Consider the following 22512-nt stretch of genomic DNA (forward strand, 5'->3'; position numbering starts at 1 on the left):
AATTAATGATACTTCAAAAATACATTTAAATAAAACATTTTTATAAATTTTACATAAAGGGTGTACAAGGTAACTCTGTAATAAGAGAGTCAATCCTTTAGGCTTTCGTTGATTACTGGGTGGTAGCTGTTTGTCTTTTCTGTAGCCCAGATGCGATGGCGATTCGGGAGGAATGAACTATTCATCCGTTTAAAGGGGATCTATTTTCTTTAGATGCATGGCAATACACGCTATTTTTGCTATCTATTCAAATCGAAATAGACAATAATAACACAAAAGATGGAAAAATACTGTTATAATATAGTAGAAAAGTAATGGGTAGGTGAAGATTGGAAATTTTGGTGACACCCTCACCATATCACACATGAAAAGGTCTAATTGATGATTCAAAACTAGTAAATCTTCGGAACTATTCTATAAATAAATATTTGGCAAACCCATTGAAAGATGGGGACGCAAAGCTACGGGTCTAAGGGTTTAATCTATGATCGCCGGGTTGCAGAATACTCTTTTAAAGATTATTTTTTGCCGGCTATTCAGGGATTGAATAGCCCTTTTTAATAGAAAGAGAAAGCAGGAAATCCCAATCATGCCTAATATCTTAGAGTTACAAAAACGTCTATACAACTTACAGCAATTCCTTCATGCGACTCTACCGCTCTCTAACACATTGAAAAGTTTAAATACATGGATTGATGACTCTTCTGAAAAAAACATGGTCATGATTATGGGAGAATTCAAGGCAGGGAAATCTACCTTTATCAATGCCCTTTTAGGTGAAGAATTGCTCGTTACGGATGTGACACCAGCCACCGCGATTAACACAATCATCACGTATGGGGATAGGTATTACTATCAAGCCGTATTCAAAAATGGCAATAAGGAATGGATTGATCAGGAACAATTAAAGGCTATATCTTCTGAAGGGGATTTGTTCGGGGCGCATCTTCGAAAGAAAATGGATTATCTAATCTTGCAGGCACCAATTGATCTCTTGAAGGATATCACCTTTATTGATTCACCTGGACTGAATTCCCCTTTTGAAGAACATACCGTTGAAACGCTTCGATTTATGAAGCGAGCAGATGATATAATTTGGCTTTTCCGTTATGGGTTGGTTGGAAGATCAACAGAAGCGAGTGCCATTGACCATGCCATAACGGAAGGAATCACTCCACTTGGTATCGTGAATGCCATCGACCTGCATTTTGAGCAATCGGATGAAGATATCGATGAGTACCTTCAAGAGGAATGGCGCAAACATCAGCACCGACTTAGGGACTTAATAGGGATCTCGGCACAGGATGCCTTAGAGGCTAAACTTGAAAATGACGAAGAAAAATGGGAATGGAGTAACTTTGACCAGCTGCAAAGACATCTACAGAATATCGCAAACGATGTAACGAAGAAAAACAACCGAATGTTGAAGCGATGTTTAGCTATGTTTGAAGAGTTGCAAATAGAGATCTTAAGTGTATTAGAAAAAGAACACTATGATACACATACCCAAGTACTGACAACGATGATTCATTCAAGACAAAAAGAGTTGACCGGGAAAAAGGAAGAGATTGTGAACCACCTGGAAACCATGAAGCAAGAAGCCAATCAGCTAGACTTGTTTTCAAAAAAAGTAAGCACATTATCCGAGTTCCAGTCTATTTTGAAACAATCTCCTTTAAAACGACATGATACACATCTTACTGAACAAATTGATGGCTTGTTCAGTAAAATCACCACTTATGAAACGAAGGTAAAAGACTTTAGGGAGTATTACTTATCCGTGAAGGATGACCATGTAGAAGTGGTGGGGAGAGGACCTTTCCGTGTAAAACAGTTATTTGCAAGCAAAAAAAACCTATCAAAAATTGACCGATCCTTGTCCCGCCTTGAGCAAAAACACGAGTATTGTTTTGATTTAGTACAAGACATCAAACATCAACAGGAAACCTTAACAACTTATCTGGAAAAATCCCTAGTGAAAATCCAAAATGATTTGATTAATCGCAGGAAGAACTTATGGAGGCAGGCTAACCAAAAAAAGGAACAGTTTTATGAGCTACTAGAAAAAGAACATCATGAACATCAGCCATCCCTTTTGATTATTGAAAAATACCAATGTATTGATGAACTGCAGAGATGGATTGCTAAAGATTTGCTTCCTGTATTCGAAAATTGGAAAAAGGTAGACAACGCTCCCCTTCAAATATTGGGACAGATACAAACTAGATTAAGTGAAATACTTCAGATAAAAACGTCATCCCATTTACTGAATATTTACCATTCGAATCGTGATTCGTTAAAGAAAGACGATATGGAAATAGGGTTTAGATGGGATCTTCCTTACAATGTCCAAGATCAAGTCCCATTGTACATATGCCAGGAGTATCAACCTATGATGGTGGATTTTCCCTCTTTGAATACCACTTATCTGCGACCTTATACGATGTCTGTATTAACCAGTCTTCTCTTGTTTTATCTCTATCAATCTAATGGCTATAGAAAGCTGTGGAATTTGAAGAGCCAAGCAGTGGAGGTTGTCGGCTCTATTTGGGATGAAAAGGTGGCCATTGAACTTGAGGATACAGAAGAAACTCCTGTATCTCTTGGCCAAGTAGAAGTGATTGTTGATAGCTTGAACATTAGGAGCGAGCCAAATTTAGAAAGTGAAAAAGTAGGGGTTGCATCCTACGGTGACACATTTGAAGTGCTAGAAGAACAGGCACATTGGATTAGAATCGGTGAAGGCCAATGGATCTCAGGTAAACCTCAATATACAAGATTTGTTACTGAAGAGGTGAGGGAGTCTTCCATGGTAGAAAGCGAAGAAGCGGAAGGCTCTTTTGAGAATTCCCAAACCATTTTCTATGAGTGGAAGGGTAGCTATTACGGGCAATTGTCAGGAAATCATGTAGGCACTGAATTAATGATAACGAATCAAACAGAACAGTACTTTGACTTTGTATTGACCTATTTCGATAACTATTGGGTCGATGATGAAAATGGCGGCAGTTACAGCGGGTATGAAGAGAAAACCAAAGAAGGACGGGCATCGATTCATAACGATTTAGCCACTTACTCGGACGACAGTTGCACATTTAATTTTCAGCAAGTCGATGGAGGAATTCTATTTACCAAGTCAGATTGTTCGAGTGATACCGATTATTGGGAAGATGATTTTTATATCAAGTACCCGTAAATAATAGGATCAGAAATAAACAATGGGGGAGTAAATTTGTCACAATCATTACAAATTTTTGAAGAAAAAAAAGAACGTGTTATCAAACAACTTATGAGGTTGGATGATTTAGCTGAAGAGATGAACCTGCCTCATTCGAGTAAGCAGGTAACGGATGCGATATTGACCCTACATCGGGAACAATTTGAGCTGATTGTGGTGGGGGAGTTTTCTAATGGGAAATCGACGTTTGTCAATGCCTTACTCGGAAAAGAAATCCTTCCCTCATCGGTCAAGCCAACGACAGCCATCTTGAATAAAATCTATTACAATGATGAACCGAAATTCAGGTTGCACTATCGGAATCCTAAATTAGCCCCTAAAGTGGTCAATGAAGAACTTTTCAAGAAGATCGTGGCTCCCGGCGAGCCTACAGAAGGTGATGAGAATGGTCTTTTATATATTAAAAGATCGATAGAACTAATCAAATCAATTGACCACGCAGAAATTGGATATCCATTGCCTTTATGCAGGAACAATATTGTCATCATCGATAGCCCAGGAACAAATGACCTCGACCCGGCCCGTGAAGCCATCACGAACCATTATATTCCGAAAAGCGATGCTGCCATCATCGTATTGAATGCAACCCGCGCCTTATCGGCTTCGGAACTGAGCTTTTTAAGGGATCGAATCTTATCATCTGATATCGACAAGATTTTCTTTGTCATTAATTTTCTGGATTATCTTCGAACGGAAGAGGACGTCCAGAAGGTCTACCACTATGTAAAGAATGAGCTAAACGAAATCGTAAAGGAACCGAAAATATTTTTTGTTTCATCTCGCCATGCCCTTTTGCAGCGTCGCTTGGCCAGTGGGGATGTGTTACCGAAGCAACGGAGACCCTTACTCCCTCTAGAAAAAACAGGATTCCAAGCATTTGAATCTGCTTTGCTGGACTTCTTACAATATGAGCGTGGGGCAGCAAAGCTTGAGAAACCCATTAAGAGCGGATTAAAGATTTCGAAGGAAATCCTAGAAAAACATATTCCGTTTGAACGCATGAGTTTAAACAATAATATCTCTGATTTACAGGAACAGACGAAACAATTGAATGATCAGTTGGAACATACACGTCATATCGGTAAAAATACGGCTCATAGCATCCGGATGAAAATGATCCAGGAAGGTAGCAATATCAAAAGGTGGTATGAGCAAGAACTACGTAAGATTGCCGATAAGGCCGACGTAACGTTACAAACACATTATTATAAAGGGTGTCATGTGGATAGTGTAAGAAGGGAAATCGAATTGGCTACGGCACCATTAGAAAAAGACTTGCATGAATCCTTTAAAAATAAAATCGAAACACAAATTTCAACGATTATTACCGTTGAGAGTAGAGAACTTGAGAATGCGTTCACCATGTTTGATGATCAATTCTCTTCCATGTTAACGGCAGACTCAGGAGAGTATACGGCGGGTCAATTGATGAACCTAATATCCAGTCACGGAGGAAAAATAACCGGGTTATTCATTGCCAGCACCATTATCAGTACGTTTTGGCTTTTGCCTGGTGCATTACTGTTAGGCGGCTTGATTGTAGTTGGAGGTTTCATTTTAGACGGAATCAATGCATTTGCTAGCATTTTTAATGGCCGTGATCATGTGGAAGAGAAATTGAAAAGAGAAGTCGACCGTCGATTTAGGGAGCCTATCTCTGAAAAAACTAAACAGTTTGAACGTGAATGGTCTAACGTCTCTTTAAAGGTCGTGGAACAATATGAAGAAATCGTTAAGCAACAAATTCAAGAAAAAGAGAACCAGTTGGATATCTTAATCAAAAATAATCAGATGTCGACTCTTGAGATAGAAGAGTTAATGGCGAAACTCAGCCAGCGTGAAAATAAAGTGAAGGAAATTATCGTCGAACTCGAAAATAGTTTCCTGAGAGAGAAAGTGGGGGTGTGAGATGACCGTAACATTGGATAAAAAAGAGAAATTGATCAACATCCTTCATCAGGCAAAGACCGTGTCGTCTGATATAGCCTATCCCGGTGAAGAAGCCTTTCGAGTAATCGAAAAAGATATAGAAGAGGATTCTTTTATGGTCGTAACGGTAGGGGAATTCAACAATGGAAAGTCAACATTCCTGAATGCCTTACTGGGAGAAGATATACTCCCTACAGGTGTCACCCCAACGACGGCAACGATTAATGCCCTCCTATGGGGAGAAAAGCAAGGATTCCAAATCATTAAACAAGGTGTTGCAGAAAAAGAACCTGTAAAATTAGAACATCTAGAACACTATATGGCATCCAGTGAGTTTTCTTTTGATGAAGTCGATTATCTAAAAATTCAAACTCCATCTCCACTATTAGAAAACCATTTAGTCCTGATTGATACACCTGGTTTAAATGATATTAATCGTCTTCGTTCTTCCATTACCTATCAATTCATACCGAAAGCGGATGTCGTGTTTTTCGTATTGAACATGACAGCCCCTGTTAGAAAGACCGAATACACCTTCCTTTCTGAGACTTTATTGAAGCAAGGGTTAGACCGCATCATATTCATCGCCAATTTTGTGGATAGAATGGATGAAGAGGAAATAGAAGAAGTATTGCTTGAAATTCAAAAAAGGATTGAATCCGGTACAGGCATGAAAGAAGTGGAAATTTTCCCGTTATCTGCCTTCGAAGCGTTGGAAGGTAAGATGAATCAGGACGATGACCTTGTTCAACTATCGGGAATCTTGCCAATCGAATCCAGGATGGAACAGCTTTGCCATTCGGGTTCAAGAAGTGAAGAAAAGTACAAGCGTTATAAAACCAGAGCTATCCATTCCTTAAGTCAATTGCAACAATTCATAGAGCAAAGGTTAGACATGAATGGGAAGGAAGTGGAAGCACTAAGGAAGGACTTCGAACAAATTGAACAATGGAAGGACCAACATGGGCAACGAGAGCAAGTATTAGAGCGCTATATCCAGGAACGGAAGTTGGAAATTCTTTTCATGGTCACAAAGTCCATTGGTCACTTATTCGACCAAATACATGATGAAGTAGAAGAAAGGATTGAATTCTATAATGGCCCCGATATCAATGGCTTTTTAACATCCCAGCTGCCGCTCTCCATTAAAAAAATGATGAAACAGTGGATTGAAGTCTATTCCGACAAAATACATATTTTACTAGGGAAACTAGAAATAGAAATCTCCTCCGGTTTATCGAAGTCATTTCAAGAACAGGTAAAAATCCATAGTTATAGGGATTATAGAATTTCCGAAGAACAAGAAATAGAGTTTCATAATCAAGAAACGATGGATCCATTGGTGACCTCAGGCCTGTTAGTAGGAGGTGTAAGTACACTTGCTATGATTCTAGGAGGGCCTATATTGATACCTATTATTGGAATGGCAGGTCTTCCATTCATTCAGAAGAAAATGCTCAAGATTCAATTGGACACTATCAAGCCTGAAATTAAATCAGAAGCAAGGAAACAACTATTTTATGTCAAAGACTCCTTTACGGCTTCTGTTGAAAGCTATATTGAGAGGTCAATCCACGAGATAAAGGAGGAAACGTTAAAACAGTTTAGCGTTCAAACGACCAGGATGATGCACTCACTTGAAAGTGAAATACGAAATAAACAGAAGGATAGAGACATCCAACTCGAACAAGAAAAGATACTCCTTGATTCAAAAGCAATAGTGAACGGATTAGTAAAAGAATTACAATAACCAGTATATTTTATCCTTAAGGAGAAATGAGCATGTTTGAATTTTTGAATCAGTACCCTATATTACCAGCCGATTCTTTCGACAATCAGTTTGATTCGACAGATAGTCAGATTATCAATATTCCTGATTCCCAATCGAATTTGTCCATAAATAGCTTTGACCATGCCATGGCCGGTCAGGAAAATGCACAATTGTTACATCATCATGACCCACTACTCCACGCCAATAAGTTCCAAATGCAACCCTTACATTTACATATGGTACAACCTCATTTTGTCGAAGGGTACGTACGAGCAGATGGCACAGTGGTAGATGGGTATTATCGAGATGGAAGTGGACAGGGTTATTTGCGTACCAATCCGGATGGAATCTTGGAAAATAATCTGGAGTATGTAAGGAATAAATCGTATTAACGGCAGGGAAGTTTTTAACATAATAATATACGGAGCGGATGAATGAGACACTTACCGGTTTATACCCTAGATTTAGAAACACGCCTTACAGTGGACAGTATTGCTTTTGATAGTGAAGAAGTTGAAAAATCTGAGATGGAGCTTTTGGTGTTTCCAATCTTCCGTGAAAAGATTAAAAGTAGACTGGAACAAGCGGATGATGCATTAAAGAATTCTGATCATAGCTTAGAATTATTGTTGTTAAATCGGGATATCGAAGTGATTATGGAAGTCGCCAGTCATTATGAATCCCTGTTGAAGGTAGAATTCGATTTTGGAACACCCTATAATGATATGGTTGAACGGAATCTAGCAGTTTATGATATGGCGCTAAGATATCGGTATGCATTAGGTTTATATGAAACGGATGAAAGCTTTTCTTCCTATTATTCTCGAAAAATGGGCGATTTTAAAGACTATCTAGAAGATTTCGAATCTAACTATACATTGCCCACATTTATCTTTCCTTACGATGAAATTCCAGATGAAAGTCGGACAGAATATGTAGATGAACTATTAGACTCTTTAAGGAAATTAAGTGAAAAAGACGAAAGATATTTAAATGCAAGCCATGAAGTCCAACTACACCTTATGAAACTTGAACTGCCGACAAAATACGATTGGAGTATGTTTATTTCAGGATGGCGCTTTGGTTACTTAGAACAAAGAGCTATTCAAGCCGAGGTCATTATGCATTTGAAAAATGGTCTGCGCGAAGCTTATGTAGAGGAATATGAATGGAACATTCAAAAATATATAGATGCCTTATATGTCATGTACCATCATAACTTAACTGTTAGTGGTGTAGAAGTGGAAATATCCTTAGAGGACTTACCAAAGATGGAGTATCTCGATGCAATGTTCATTCAATCGGGCATTTTAGGTGGGAGCATGTACCATGCTGCGGATGTATATGCAGACAATGTACGAATGCACGGTACAAGAGGGCATGGGATAGCTGCAGAGAGAGCAAACCATATCATCGATCAAGCTTTATTCAAGGACGCATCGATTTTGGGAGATGACAATGTCAAGGACGGAGCAGACCGTATTGTCAATGGGGACTACATTCAGACGAAATATTGCAGCACCGGCGGAAAGTGTATTAGTGAATGTTTTGAAAAAGGAAAGTTCCGTTATACGTTAGACGGTAAACCGATGCAAATTGAAGTGCCCAAAGATCAATACGATCAAGCTTTGCAATCTATGCGTGACCGTATCAAAAATGGGGATATGGAATATCTAGGCATTACGGATCCAAAAGAGGCCGAGAAAATTATCCGAAAAGGCAACATTACCTATAAAACCGCTCAAAGAATCGCTAAGGCAGGTACGATTGAAGGCATTACCTTCGATGCGGCTAAAGGGATGGTAACAGGAATCCAAAGCTTTGGGATCTCTGCAACCATCTCCTTTGCAACAAGCATTTGGCGTGGGGAAGATGCGGATGAAGCACTGAACCAAGCTATGAAAGATGGTTCGAAAATATTCGGTCAGCATGTCATGCAGCATGTATTGACCCAACAGATTGGTAGAACGGCGATTGAAAAAAGCTTACGGCCTGCCACTGATTATGTGGTGAAAAATGTATTGGGAAGTAAAACATCCGCCCAAATTGTTAATGCATTTTTCCGTAATGCTGCTGGACAAGCACCCATTTATGGCGGAGCTGCGATGAATCATTTATCGAAGTTGATGCGAGGGAACATCGTTACGATGGCCATTACAACGGTTGTATTATCCACCGGCAGTATTCTGGATATCGTCAATGGGAAGATTTCAGGAGGGCAATTCTTTAAGAATATCGGTACGACAGGTGCAAGTGTTGGGGGTGCCGCCATTGGTGCATCCATTGGTTCCGTTGTTCCTGTGGTAGGTACGTTTATTGTTGGTGTCGTTGGGGGAGTCATAGGTGGTAAGTTGTCTAAGAAAGCATTAGATAAAGTAATTGATGACGATTCCATACATACTATTGAAGTGTTAAAAGAGCAGTTCATGGTCAATATTGAAGAGTTACAACTAGATCGAGACGAGCTAAACTTCATTGCTAATTATATCTTTGACCCAAAACAATTACCCAAACAATTAAAAAATATTTATGCAGCCTCAAGTTCGGAAGAATATATTTCTGGATGGATGGACCCATATATCGAAGCAGTCTTAAAAGTACGCCCTAGAATAAATGATATTGGCCAATTAATAGAAGCACGCGAAATGGCGCTGACCGAAAACGGCATGGGATCAACTGTTAAGGTGGAAAGGTAACGTCTTCCTTGAAAATCCCCACTAGGCATTCATGGGCGTAATCATAGCAGCATTTACAGGATTCCATAATAGAGGTTAGATAATCAGTAGATTGGAACCAATTGGGAAAGGAGTACGACTCTTGAAAGAGGGAATCCGTCCTTTTTTTAGGATTTTTCATGAAGTTGGAACTTTTAGTTCTCTAGTAATAGTCTTTTGAAAATATAGTAGGATTACGAGTTGTATAATGGTAAATTTATACTATTAATATGAATTTTGGGAGGATACTAGTGTTGAAGAAATTAGTGATAGCCATAGTAATCTCCATGCTTTGCCTAACGGTAGTCGGGCCGCCTGCTTTGGGTGCCACCAAGACCCCAACCGTTGCGCAGCTCCAGAAAAAAGTGGCAGAGTTGACGAAACAGATTAAAAACTTGACCACTAGCATCAACCAAAGGACGAAAGAAAAAGCATCGTTGCAATCTCAAATTAAATCCAAAGATGGAACGATTCAGAAACAACAAAAGGAAATTCAACGTTTGAAAGAAATCATGGCAAATAAGGATGACTTAATTGAAGAAAAAGAAGCACTCATCCTGGAGCAAGAACTAAAAATGAAAAATCTTGAAACGTTGAGCCGTGCAGAGGTTCTCTTTACGGACGCAAATGGGAATACCGTGTCACAAGACACAAGTGGGGCCATCAAATGGTACGGTTTCAAGACGGACTATACCGTCATTTATCTCACCCAGCATGCATTCGATAAATTCCATTTCATCCTTGATTTGTCAGACACTATTATGGAAGATATCGCCCCATATTTCGGGGTGAAAAAATTGCCACAACAAGTTCCAGTTTTTATTTCTTTCGATGAACCCGTAACGAAGACAAAGAGTGGGGAATATTTTGCAAGGGAAAAAAGGATTTTCATCAAAGGAGACTTCTTCAGGCCTTATAGTACTAGAGTGGAAGAGAATTTCATTGGGGTATATGTTCATGAATTCGCTCATGCCTTCCAAGATGTAGCATTGGATTTGAACCCCATAAGGGATAAAAATCGGTCCAATATGATGTGGCTAAATGAAGGGATGGCCTGTTTTGTTGGACATCAATTCATCGATTATGCCAAATACAATCTTGAACAGGACCAAATCACCATGCGATACCAATATGATAAAGACGTCTATAAGGAACAAATCATGGGTGACCTTAGAGCCACCAATAGCAATATCCAAACTATCAATAGTTTACCCAATGAGCATGTATACGCTGGATCTGCAATCTATGAATCTATGATTTTCTATATAGAAGAAAAATATGGCCACAAGCTGTTTTTCGAATTCATTGAGAGTTTAAGGTCGCAAAGCGTACCAGAGGCACTACAGAAGCATTTTGGGGTAACCGAAGCGCAATTTATCGAGGATTGGAAAATATTTTTTGACTTATAATTTAAAATGTAAAAAGCCCTATGATAAGATGATGGACATGTCCATTTACCTGTATTATAGGGCTTTTGCCTGCACAATAGGAATCATACTAATCGCCGTCGTTAGTGTAGGAGTTGCAATGAATGTGACATTGCAAGTTAAGGAATTAGAATCACCCAAAATAACAAATCAATTACCTTCCAGTAGACCATTGTTCATACCCTTCTTTTTCAGCCTGACCCAATAGGTACAAAAATGCAAAGGCTGGAATTCGAATGATTGAGGTATGGGTTTCATGTTTCGTTATTCCATAATCATCGTCATTTTTAGTAACCACAATCGCTCCTTTGGTTTGTGGATCGTTAGCCCAGTCGACTATCGCCTCATTCTCCGCGATGGTCGAATTATGCTTATACTTCACTTCAATCAAAATTCTCCCTATTGGGAAAGAAACAATGATATCGATTTCCTTCTGTGTTTTACTATCCCTGAAATAGCCAATGTCCAAATGTTGGGAATAGAAAAATGTATGGATATGTTTGTAAACAGCAGTTTCGATGATGATCCCCATTTCAAGTGGATCGGTCAATACATCTTCGCCTAGCATTAAAACAGCGTTGCGGATGGCAGGGTCCGCCAAGTATACCTTAGGTTTTGATTTAAGTACTTTCTTCCCTTTCATTTCAATGGGCCTACTAGAGTAGATTAAGTTCGCTTGTTCCAGTAATTCCAAGTAGTTACTGATGGTTTGTCTAGATACCCCCACTTCTTTTGCTATGGTGTCTTGGACGACAATATTACTGCTTGTCATACAAAGGTATAGGAATATTTTTTCGAATTCAGCGACATTCCGGACATTGAATAATGAAACGATGTCTCTTTTAATTACCTTATCCACAACATCTTCTCTTATGACTTTCTGCGCAAAAGAAATATCTTGGGTAACGGCCACTTCAGGAAATCCTCCTATTAATAAATAGTGGTGGAAATGCCTTTGAAGTGGGGACAATGAAATCATCAATTTCGTTAAATCATTTGGCTTGAGTTGATTCAATGAAGTAGGCTTGATTCCTTTAGGCAGAGAAGGTTTGCTTATCCCTAACAACTCAATGTACTCATAAAATGAAAGGGTAGGAACTTTAATCTGTGTCCATCGGCCGACTCCGCTTTCGGTCATTTTTGTAGATATGATCGGACTTGCAGAACCAGTAGCCACAATTTTGTAGTGAGGATGTTGGTCATACAGAGTCTTTAACCATGAATCCCAGTCCGAGGCATATTGTATCTCATCAAAAAATAGGAAAAGTTCATCAGGCGCATTGGAAATATTGTTCACGAAAACATCCAATATCTCGCCAATATTACATAGCTTTAACATAGGGTGATCGAATGAAACATATAACACCTGTTTAGGGGATGTCGTTTCCAGGACCTCTTCCATCATTTGATACATGATTGTAGTTTTCCCTACACGCCTAGGACCAGATAAGATGACCTCCCTACGTATTTGTGGGTGGTAGAAAATCTTGTTCGCTTCGTAAAAAGCCAAACGCTTAACCGGTTTAGTCAAATTTTGGGGAATTACCCCCGTATTCCACCATGGATTAAAGCCAATCAACACTTTTAATATTTTTTCTTGAGGAATAAAAGACATGGTTTATATCACATCCGAATTTTTTTGTTAAGTATATTTTACACTTTTCCTAACTAAATTATAAGTATAATGTGCAAAAATACAGAGTTTTTGTCTTTTATACATATTTTATATGGATTAATTATCGGAGGTAATAAAAATTTTTTAGGGAGAAATAGTTGAAATTCAATATTTTTAATGTGAATTCAGACTGAACACCTGTACTTATAAAGGTAAAATACCACATTTCCTTTGATTAGAGAGCTTGGAGGAAAAAACACTTTTTACCAATTAAATTACTCCTAAAAGATTAAAAAAGTGTTCAAAAAGTAGTGTATACCTCGAGTGGTTGGAAGGTAATACCTTAAATTAATCGGGTGATTTATCCTAATATTTCCATAATATGATATAATTAATGGAAACTAGAAACGAGGAAGGTATAGAGTGAGTAAAATTATAGAAACATTTAAGAAGATACGCCTTCAAAAAACCTCTATTAACATTATGGGTCTACAACTTGAACTAGGAATGGAACATTCAAAAGCATTGGCACCTGAACATCTTAGAGAGTTATACGTGATTCGTAACATTCTATCTCCCTTTTCATATCGTTATGAAAATATGAAAATACAATTAGAAGCGGATTTAGAAGCTGATGAAATTGACGAAGAAATGTTGCTAAACCACTTGATTGTACCTTTACATCAAGATGCCGTTAATTTATATCGAGATATTGCAAATCCCTTGTTAGGTAGTGAGGTTTTTCTGCTTATGGAAGAGGTCTATAGAGAAGCCATTATCGCATCGTTTGAATATGTTCATCATTTTGAATCATTATCAATCATAGCCTTTCACGACAAAGAGGATTTAGAATACAACGAAGAAGAAATTGAACCGATGGTGGAAGGTATTTTAACAATCATTAAAATTACGGATTTTTATATTGCTGACATAGAGAAAAAACTCAAAAAAGTGGATACGAAGAAATAGCTTATATTTTAATAAACTGTCTTTTGTATAATCGTCAGTCTGTTAGAGATTCGACGATCTATTTTATGAATATTTCTATCATCCTCACAATGGTGGCAAATGAATTGCTAGAGGATAAAGCAAAGTATGCGAAAAATGATTGTAGATAATTAGATGCCACATGAAAGTTATAGCATTCTTTTCAAATGAAAGCCCCTCATTCTTGACAAGATGAGGGGTTAATCATTTCTCAATAACAAATTAAAAGAGGACTAGACGCATCAAGTCCCCTTAAGTGTAAGCCGGCCGAAGCTATACACCGCTATTAGGTGTATTCTACGTTATCATAATGGAGTCTATGCGTAAAAACAGCAGCTATCACTTCCCTCCGAAATGGACAAAATTCCTTAAATCTTTGTCAAAATCAGTGGAAGCGATTTTTACAAAAGATAGCATTTATTTTTGGCACTCAATTTGAGCTCTTTTTTCATGGTTCATCAGACAATCTATACTTCCCAAGCATTCCTTTAAACAAAGTAAGGCTGAACGGGTGCTAATCCATTTAAATTATTTTCACGTTTGGGGACAGTGAAAATCTACCAATACTTAAAGAATCAATTGTTATTACAAGCTGTCGATTATTCGCTTTGTCATCTCCAGCTTCGATGAAAACCACTCAACCAGTCGTTCCTTCTGTTTATCAAGGGTTAGGAAATGCAGCAAGGAAGTCTCAAACCAGGCAAATACCTCCTGATTGTCTATCTGGTAGTAGTCAAACTTCTCACCGCTTCCCTCCCACTGTTTTTTCATCTTACTTGCAAACTCACTGTTCTTATTTCGATAGACTTGAACAAAGAGGACAGGGGGGGTATGATCTTTTACGCTTTCCATTTCGAACCCCATCATGATTTCTGTGTTTTCGTTCTGATAGGTAGCGGTCCAGAGGGAGTATCGGTTGTGAAGAGGAAGCTGCCCTTCAGATTGACAATACATTTGATAAGAAAAACAGTGCTGAGTCTAGCAAATATTTGAATGATATTCTGAGTCGCGTAAATACAACATTATTTAGGGACTTCACGTATCGCATGGCAAAATGGTTGGATGATAATCGCCTTTTTTATAGACCCGATGACTTCCTATTCGCTGCTCGTGAGATTTTTAAAGATTATTTTAGTGAATGTGGCATGGATGTACCACCTTGGTTTCCAGAGAGAATCTTCAACGATTTCGATAATCGTGGCAAGTTAATCTGGAGAGAACACTTCCGTACCAACCGAGAATATTTTGATGTCCGTCACGATAACTCTATTTTTATCCGAATTGATGAATTTGCTCAGAATCCAAAAGACAAGAGAAATATAACGAACTTCCTACCACCAGATTGTATCCAAGAAGATAGTTCCATTCTAGTAGTCAGTAAAGAGATATTCTTTAAATTTATAGGAGTTAATATAAAGCATGACAAGTCATTATTTAGTAAAATGAGAGATTATCTAATTAGAAAAGAAATGTGATTCTTCAATGAGTGGACAAGCTTGAACCAGGGCAAATACAAATATAAGGTCTATAGAATCCCTAATGGTTCAGATTGAGGTGTCGATGTTTTAGAGGGTTAAGAAACGATAGAAATACAAACTAATAAAGCAGGTGTATTTATGACAGTAAGCGAATCGAATTTAAAAAGAACTCTAAAAAAAGATAGTGATCTTACAGGGAAGTTAGTTTTTGTAAGAAAAAGAAGGGATGACGAAGCAAAGAAAATCCAAACTATCTCTAAAAAGAGAAATTTGGCAGGATCAGATTTTCAAAGATTGGAACGACATCAGAAAAACCTACTTAAATATGAAAAAGAAATGACACAGATAATGGAACAGATTCGTAAAAATATTGATGATATTAATAGATATAAGGAAAGAGTAGAGAAGGAAAAGAAAAGGGAATACGATATAATGCTGAAGTCCATACAATCTCAGAAAAGTATGAATGAAAATTATTTGAATAGTGTTTCGGAAATATCAAGAAAAATTAACCAATTGGCAGAAGATATTAAACATACGGCTAAGGAAAAGGAGATTATTGAATTTGATGTGTTTTTGTCACATTCAAGCCTTGACAAGAAAACACTTGTTACAGAGTTGTCAGAAAAATTAAGTGAAAAAGGGTTAAAAGTTTTTGAAGATGTCAAAGTTTTTAGAATAGGCCAAAGTCAAACAGACATGATGAATATGGGGATTTTAAATTCAAGATTCGTTGTTGTTTTCCTATCCTCCAACTTTATTAAGAGTGGTTGGTCTGATTATGAATTCAAAAGCTTTTTAAATCGAGAGATAAATGAAAAAAGGATAATAATATTACCCATATGGCATAATGTATCAGTTGAAGAAGTACGACAATACAACCCATATATGGTAGATAAATTTGCGTTAAGTACTGATAAGTTTAATATAAATGAAATTGTAGAACATATATATGATGTAGTTTCAATGTCAAAGGAATAAAATTTAAAACGGTAATAAATGGGTTGTTACGAAAATCAAACTAGGTAATTTCTCTGTCTTTTTAATAGACGTAATAAAAATAAATTACTCTATCCAAAGTTACTGAAATCTTTAAGGTCAGTAAAGTAGAACTTGAGCTAAAGAGTTTACTCGTTAATTATTTTATATGGGAAAGCCTTTATGTCTAATCATATTAACAAAATAATCAAATAGCTAATCAACTATTTTGTAGAAAAATAGAAATAATATTTAGATAAATAATATCCAATTATTACTTAAATAAATTTGACTATGTTAGTAAAATATTATACACTCAAATTAACCGTTGGAAGGCAAGGGTAGTGCCTTAATCCAAATATTCCATTTGCGGGATTAAGAATGGTATACCATTCTTTTTTTTTGTCCAAAGGAGGTAAAATATGTCAAATCTAGATACACCCCTAACTTTGGAAGATCAAATATTTTTAATGAAAACTTATGTGAATTTTAGACAAAGAACAAAAATGAGAACCATACTTCAAAAAGAGGGTTACTTTAGAGTTAGTAGGTATGGTAAATACCTTTTATCATATACACATATCCTTCGATCTAAACCAGAACAAAAGCTATTATTTGATTTATATGATTTTGACGTTGCATTAAGAGGAATATTTTTCAAATATACGCAAAAAGCAGAAATACAAATAAAAAATCATATAGCAAATGCAGTTTCATTAAAACTAAATGATTCTACTTTCTATCTAGATACTAATTCATATACTCCTTCTCAGGGAGAAAGTGATAGAAATAAAAGGGCGCGTTATATTAGCAAGTTTCCTAAATTTTATACTGACTTAAAAAAAGCAGAAAATAGATTAATAGCAAAACCACATCTATATCCAGAATTAAACAGTTATCGAAGAGGTGGACCAAGGTACAGAAAGAGAATTCCAGCATGGACAGCATTTATGTATTTTGATTTTGGTACCATTGAACATATATATGCCTACCTAAGAGGTGATCTGAAAAAAGAGGTTCTAAGATATGGATTTCCTAATACTACAAGAAAAAATATCAGTAAATTGGATACTAAAAATATGGATACTTGGATTGCTGCAATCAGAAATTTAAGGAATACATGTTCACATCATAATATGTTAACAGGAAAGACATCGTCGATTGTGCATCTTGATAGGCTTGATACAATAAATACTTTACCAAATGATACCGATTTATTCTCAAGAATGTATGCTCTAAAAAAAATATTGGCACCTAATGATAGTGAATTATTAAAAGAGGATTTGAAAAAGCTAATAAAGAAAACGAATTTCAGTATTTACTCATTTAATGTATTGCCTAGGAATTGGGAATTATTATATAACAACATACATAATTTTTAATCATAAGCATAAAACTATAATATACCACTGGAAGGCATGGGTCATGCCCTAATCCAAATATTCCATTTGTGGGGAGAGTATTGCTAAATGCAATACTCTCTTTTGTATGCATATAATTATTATGGGTTGATGAATTTATCAAGTTACAAATACCCAGTTGTGAGTCGCTGTTTATATATTATTCACTAAGAGAAGAAGGAAATAACAAAATTAGTATAATAAATTCAGCAGTAAAACTTTGGAATAAGACTGCGAAAAAATTTTTTTTAATACTTGAGATCGCCATTCATTTTTCACATTTTGTATAGTTGCAATCAATTGTGGCTGTTTGTTGATAAGGAAAGATTATTCATCGTGGTGTGAAAGATTAATGTAAATACCGAGTTTCTTCTATTATATATACATACAAAAAAAGGTCCTTTCTTTAGACAAAGAGTAGGACCTCATTTTTTATAAATTCTTCAAAATACTACTCGCATTATTTTTATACCTCAAACCAGCCTGTACATACCGGTCGACCATTTCTCTGGTTTTGTGTCCGGTTTGTTTCATGATTGCGATATCGGTCATCCCCATCATGGCTGCACTCGTTGAAAGTCCGCTTCTTAAACTATGTCCGGCAAAGTCCTTCGAGTCCATCCCAATTTTTTCGATGTACTTCTTCACAATATGGGCCACGGATTGATCACTTAACCGGTCCTTAATGTTCCCATGACGATCTATCGCCCGAAAGAGGGGACCCGTGGTAATTCCGGATGTTTTGACCCAGTCACGCACCGCTTTCACCGGACAATACTCATTGTGGGTGAACACCACGGCCTTGATGAGGTCGTCATTGTTTGTTTTCGTTTCCCGGATTCGTACATCCATCCCCAAGTCATTGACTTCAAGGTCTTCGATGTTGATAGCGACTAGTTCTGACCGCCGGCTTGCAAGGGCAAACCCCAACAACAAAATGGCTTTATCCCGAATTCCAATCAAGGTGGAGGTGTCGATTTGATCCAGTAGTTGAGGGAGTACCGGCAACATTAACGCACGTTTCGATTCCTGGCGCGATCCTTTTTCCCGCTTGATTCCTTCAAGGAGTGTCTGCACCTCGATTTGTCGGGTGGGATTTCCTTGCCTGTGAAATCGATGGGCTTGACTGATGGAAGAGAGACGTCTTCGAAGAGTAGAGAATTTATGAGTTTCAGCAAGGTCTGAGAGATACAGGCAAATCGTTCCGACATCCGCTGGAAGAGGGGAGCGCTTATGTAGGTCGCACCACTCGGTGAAATGCTTCCAATCGGCGGAGTAACTTTTCTGGGTGTTCTTGCTTTTGGAGTTCTGGATGTAAAATTTAATGCGCTCGAGTTTTTCCTTGTCCATTTCGATAAACCGATCATGTTGTGGTACGAGCATAGTTTCCCCCCTTGATTATGGTTTGTCTGTTTTTAACTATTGATAATCATATATTATCGTTACTTAGAACCAAAGTAAAGTTTGTAAGGACATTTTTTACCAATATGGTTGATTGGGAGAGATAAAAGGATTATGTACACTCACTCCCTTTCAATCTTAGTATTTGGAAAAAACTAGTGTGTGTGAGAGGAGTATTCTGACGAACTTAAAAGTGGTTTCTTGAACCTTGGTACATTTAATTTAATCTGAGAGAGCTATGTAAAACTAGAGCATTAATGAAATTTTACCTATACGCATTCTTTCTGTTCCCTAGCTCATTATCATTAAAAATGCTGCCTATTGAAACCTTGAATCCAATGTCACCCATTGGGAATAACGTAATTTTCATCTTTCCCAAAAACAGGATATTTTGTTCCCTAACAATTCATTCTCTTATCCTTTATAATGGTTTATGGAATGGTAATAGTTTTTGATTACAGTTAAATAATTGGGTAGATTGGTAAAGGTGGTTAAAAGAGAATAGGGTTTTCTCGTCCAATTGCCCATGCATAAATACTCAAAAAATTTTGTCAATTTTATGTTACAATGATAGAATTAGTAATAAATATCTAATACTATCATTGATACTTTCCGATACCGCAAACCAAATGAAAGTTTGGGACGCAAAGCTATGGGCCTAAAGAGCATTTCTATGGTTGCCAGGTTGCCGAAGAAAGGTTGGTCCAAAACCACCTCTTGCGCTAGGTGGTTTTATTTTTGCTTTTTACTAATTTTTATAGAATTTATTGGAAACATCCATAGAACCAAGAACATCGTAAACTTTCTTTAATACCAGGAGGTGCTTATCATGACTGGGATAGAAAAGGTAAATATCCTCTTAGTGGACGACAGACCAGAGAATTTGATTGCCTTGGAGGCAATTATTGAAAAAAACGAGTAGGGGTAGCTCCAACAATTTGTCATAAAACCCACTCTAATACAAATAATGGAAGTTATTTATTGAATAAATCTATTATTTAACACATTTTTTTGTTTAGAATTTTCATCAGATTTCTATTCCAACAAAACGATGCGATAGCAATAGCAGAGGGTAGTTGTGTTGGAAAGTGGATTTATAAGTTAAAGAAAAAACGCTAACAGTAGGAGATTTTCTTGAAAAAAATATGGTTAATGGAGTAAGGTAAGAAATTATACCTATTTGTTTTTATACCAGTGACGCACTTATTTTCACTAAGGGGGCTATCTACAGCATTTTGAAAAAAATAACACTAATCTATAAAAATGAAAAAAGCTGATCGATTAATCAGCTTTTTTCATTTCATAGATTAATATTTCATTAATTGAGGTACTTAGGCACATAAAAATCCCTATAATCTAGTACTATACCTATGTGAAGGTTATTCAAATAGTTAATTATTGTTTTTATTATTTCGAGATTTACGAATAATTAATTTTGTAAATAATATAACCAGGAAGATAATTATTCCCAGATTAACAAGTTGCACGGTAACATCAATCCAATTTATATTCCAAGTGCTCAAAATTGTCCCTCCTTAAAATGGTACTTTATAAGTAACACTCTTATTATAACCCAGGGATTGTCCTACTACAGATATCCCATAGGTCTTAATACCTCTTACGTAAGCTTTACCACCAGTTCTTAAACTGTTTAACTCATGCCATGTTGTTTTTTCATCCCAATTAATCCCAAGAATGATTCCCGTTTGCTCACTCCAAATATCTACATTTGTTACTTTTTTTGAACTATCTCTTGTTACTCTAGCAAGTGCTGTAATTTTTGAGACACCTTGTATTTCTGTATATTTGTAAAGTTTACTAGTTGAGCCTCCAGCAATTGTAACTTCATTTTCTGTGATTATCTCTTCATTTTCCATTGCTAATTGAGACTTTAAATCCTCCTCTTGTAAATATTGTTCAAAGGCTTCAACAGAATCAAATACCATGGTTTGGTCAGGTGTAATTGTTGTAGGATCTACAGGGGTAAAGCCATATTCTTCTGCTATTTGATCTGGTGTTTTGTAAGTAACTTCTAGCAAAGGTTTATATTCGGTAGCTATTGCATTTTCACTAGCTACGAATTTTTTATATATATTCGTAGCTTCAGTATCACTTTTTAACATAAACCCATAATTAGTACTCAAATTATTACGCCAGTTTTGAATAATATGAACCGGAATATCCCATTGTTTCATGTCAGCATCTAGTGTAGTAGGTGATGTTAACCCACTTACTGTCGATAATTTATTGCTTGTTACATAATCTCCACCTTTATAATTCCAAGCAGTATATGTGGGTAATTTTTTTGAATAGGTCCAAGAAGCTTCATTTTCATTCCAATCACTTGAGACTTTAAATAAACTAATATCAACTGGTGTATTATTATTTGTTGAAGAAAACCATAATTTAAGATTCGATGACAAAATTGTTGTAGCAGATGGAATTGTTGTCAAATCAAATCTTAATAGTGTACGTATAATATTGCCACCAGAAGATCCACCACCTAGTTCTAAATCATTTCCTCCAGTTTGTGTTGGAAAACCACTTCGTAAGTTGGTGTCTTCAACATATGTGCTAGATTGAATTTTTACCATTGTAGGATCAATTGTTATTGGATATACGCGCTTAGAATCTTCTAACCATTGTTTGTTTGGAGATAAATATAAGTACAATTGATTGTTTATAACCTCATAAGTAAGTTTTACATCGTATGATATCGCCTCTTCAGGTATAGAAAAAATTCCTTCTGTCGCTTTATATCCTTTAGGAACAAAAGAATCATACATATATGGTGTTTCAAAGTAATAAACGGGCTTATTTGTTTTTAAATCGTACAGGTACAAGGTTTCACCTTCCTGTTTGATATTCATTCCCTCTAAGTCCATTTTGTAAGTAAATACAGTTGGAAAACCTTTTTCTGGTTTTTCAGTATAAATAATATCTTCCTTAATACGATCTGAGCCAACTGTATACTTTATATCAATATTTGAGTATACATCTGGATATGTAATTGATTCTCCTTCTACAACCCCTTCCACATTCGCGGCCTGTTCCCCAGTATGTTCTAAAGGTTCTAACTGTAATTCAGTTGAATATTGTTCATCCTCAATTTTGAAAACAGGTGTTTCTACCTCATGTTTTTCGCTAAATTTCACAGTGAAATCATTTGCCTTATTTTCATATACATTTTCTTTCGAATCTGATACAAGTTCATTATTTATTGATTCCCATTGATCATTGTCATTTTTAAAATGTATTGGAGTTTGGGAAATTTCAGCTACAAACGTTCCATTTGATTTAAGAAAAGTTTTAGAATATGCAGTACGCAATTCTTTAACTTCTTCTTTAAATAAGTTAGTTTTCGGAGCTGATGATTCTACCTGTTGAACAATTGGCTTTTCATCAATTTCAGCAAAAACTGTAAATACCCCATCCTTCGGTAAAAAAGAAAAGATAATAGTTGTTGCAAGCATGACTGATAACCATCTTATAGCCTGTTTTTTAAATTTTTTACTCATTTCTGTAATGTCTCCTCATTATGGTGTTTATATTTTTGGTTAGAAACCTATTAGAT

14 protein-coding genes and 2 riboswitches are annotated in these 22512 nt (G+C 36.5%); of the genes, 10 read left to right on the top strand and 4 right to left on the bottom strand.

What is annotated here, in order from left to right:
• Positions 1–420 precede the first annotated feature (420 nt).
• Positions 421–504: riboswitch (cyclic di-GMP riboswitch) on the top strand.
• Between the two features lie 85 nt (positions 505–589).
• The 6 genes from DBX25_RS13690 to DBX25_RS13715 all read left to right on the top strand — a co-directional run bounded on the left by DBX25_RS13690 (position 590) and on the right by DBX25_RS13715 (position 11061).
• Positions 590–3196 (top strand): dynamin family protein, encoded by a 2607-nt coding sequence (locus DBX25_RS13690; RefSeq protein ID WP_108671378.1) that lies wholly within the window; start codon positions 590–592, stop codon positions 3194–3196.
• A 36-nt stretch (positions 3197–3232) separates the two neighbouring features.
• The gene (locus DBX25_RS13695) at positions 3233–5146 is read left to right on the top strand and encodes a dynamin family protein (RefSeq protein ID WP_108671379.1); all 1914 of its coding nucleotides are present in this window, start codon (positions 3233–3235) and stop codon (positions 5144–5146) included.
• A gap of 1 nt (position 5147) precedes the next feature.
• Positions 5148–6917: a dynamin family protein gene (locus DBX25_RS13700; RefSeq protein WP_108671380.1), complete on the top strand. Its 1770-nt coding sequence runs from the start codon at positions 5148–5150 to the stop codon at positions 6915–6917.
• A gap of 32 nt (positions 6918–6949) precedes the next feature.
• Positions 6950–7330: a DUF3892 domain-containing protein gene (locus DBX25_RS13705; RefSeq protein ID WP_108671381.1), complete on the top strand. Its 381-nt coding sequence runs from the start codon at positions 6950–6952 to the stop codon at positions 7328–7330.
• Between the two features lie 42 nt (positions 7331–7372).
• Positions 7373–9634, top strand: a complete 2262-nt coding sequence (locus DBX25_RS13710; RefSeq protein ID WP_108671382.1) for a hypothetical protein — start codon at positions 7373–7375, stop codon at positions 9632–9634.
• Positions 9635–9903: 269 nt separating this feature from the next.
• Positions 9904–11061 carry a hypothetical protein gene (locus tag DBX25_RS13715; protein WP_108671383.1) on the top strand — a complete coding sequence of 386 codons (1158 nt, stop codon included), beginning with the start codon at positions 9904–9906 and terminating at the stop codon, positions 11059–11061.
• A 172-nt stretch (positions 11062–11233) separates the two neighbouring features.
• On the opposite strand, the gene DBX25_RS13720 is transcribed toward DBX25_RS13715, so the two are convergent.
• Positions 11234–12694, bottom strand: coding sequence for an ATP-binding protein (locus DBX25_RS13720; RefSeq protein ID WP_108671384.1), 1461 nt, complete (start codon positions 12692–12694; stop codon positions 11234–11236).
• Positions 12695–13117: 423 nt separating this feature from the next.
• Between DBX25_RS13720 and DBX25_RS13725 the strand changes: the two genes are divergently transcribed.
• Entirely contained in the window at positions 13118–13663 is a 546-nt protein-coding gene (locus tag DBX25_RS13725) for a hypothetical protein (protein WP_108671385.1), read from the top strand.
• Between the two features lie 603 nt (positions 13664–14266).
• On the opposite strand, the gene DBX25_RS13730 is transcribed toward DBX25_RS13725, so the two are convergent.
• Positions 14267–14533 carry a hypothetical protein gene (locus DBX25_RS13730; protein ID WP_108671386.1) on the bottom strand — a complete coding sequence of 89 codons (267 nt, stop codon included), beginning with the start codon at positions 14531–14533 and terminating at the stop codon, positions 14267–14269.
• Between the two features lie 194 nt (positions 14534–14727).
• Here DBX25_RS13730 and DBX25_RS13735 point away from each other — a divergent pair, with 194 nt between their 5' ends.
• The 3 genes from DBX25_RS13735 (at position 14728) to DBX25_RS13745 (ending at position 17519) form a co-directional block, all read left to right on the top strand.
• Positions 14728–15156, top strand: a complete 429-nt coding sequence (locus DBX25_RS13735; RefSeq protein WP_108671387.1) for a hypothetical protein — start codon at positions 14728–14730, stop codon at positions 15154–15156.
• Positions 15157–15297: 141 nt separating this feature from the next.
• Complete coding sequence (locus tag DBX25_RS13740; protein WP_108671388.1) at positions 15298–16140, top strand: toll/interleukin-1 receptor domain-containing protein; 843 nt, start codon at positions 15298–15300, stop codon at positions 16138–16140.
• Positions 16141–16559: 419 nt separating this feature from the next.
• Positions 16560–17519, top strand: a complete 960-nt coding sequence (locus DBX25_RS13745; RefSeq protein WP_108671389.1) for an Abi family protein — start codon at positions 16560–16562, stop codon at positions 17517–17519.
• A 450-nt stretch (positions 17520–17969) separates the two neighbouring features.
• Here DBX25_RS13745 and DBX25_RS13750 read toward each other — a convergent pair whose 3' ends face one another.
• Both DBX25_RS13750 and DBX25_RS13755 read right to left on the bottom strand, forming a co-directional pair.
• Complete coding sequence (locus DBX25_RS13750) at positions 17970–18920, bottom strand: site-specific integrase (RefSeq protein WP_108671390.1); 951 nt, start codon at positions 18918–18920, stop codon at positions 17970–17972.
• A 627-nt stretch (positions 18921–19547) separates the two neighbouring features.
• A riboswitch (cyclic di-GMP riboswitch) is annotated at positions 19548–19631 on the top strand.
• An 842-nt stretch (positions 19632–20473) separates the two neighbouring features.
• A complete protein-coding gene (locus DBX25_RS13755) occupies positions 20474–22456 on the bottom strand; it encodes a DNRLRE domain-containing protein (RefSeq protein WP_108671391.1) in 1983 nt (660 codons plus the stop codon).
• Between the last annotated feature and the right edge of the window lie 56 nt (positions 22457–22512).

The organism is Peribacillus acanthi (assembly GCF_003073175.1).
GTDB lineage: Bacteria > Bacillota > Bacilli > Bacillales > DSM-1321 > Bacillus_BN > Bacillus_BN acanthi.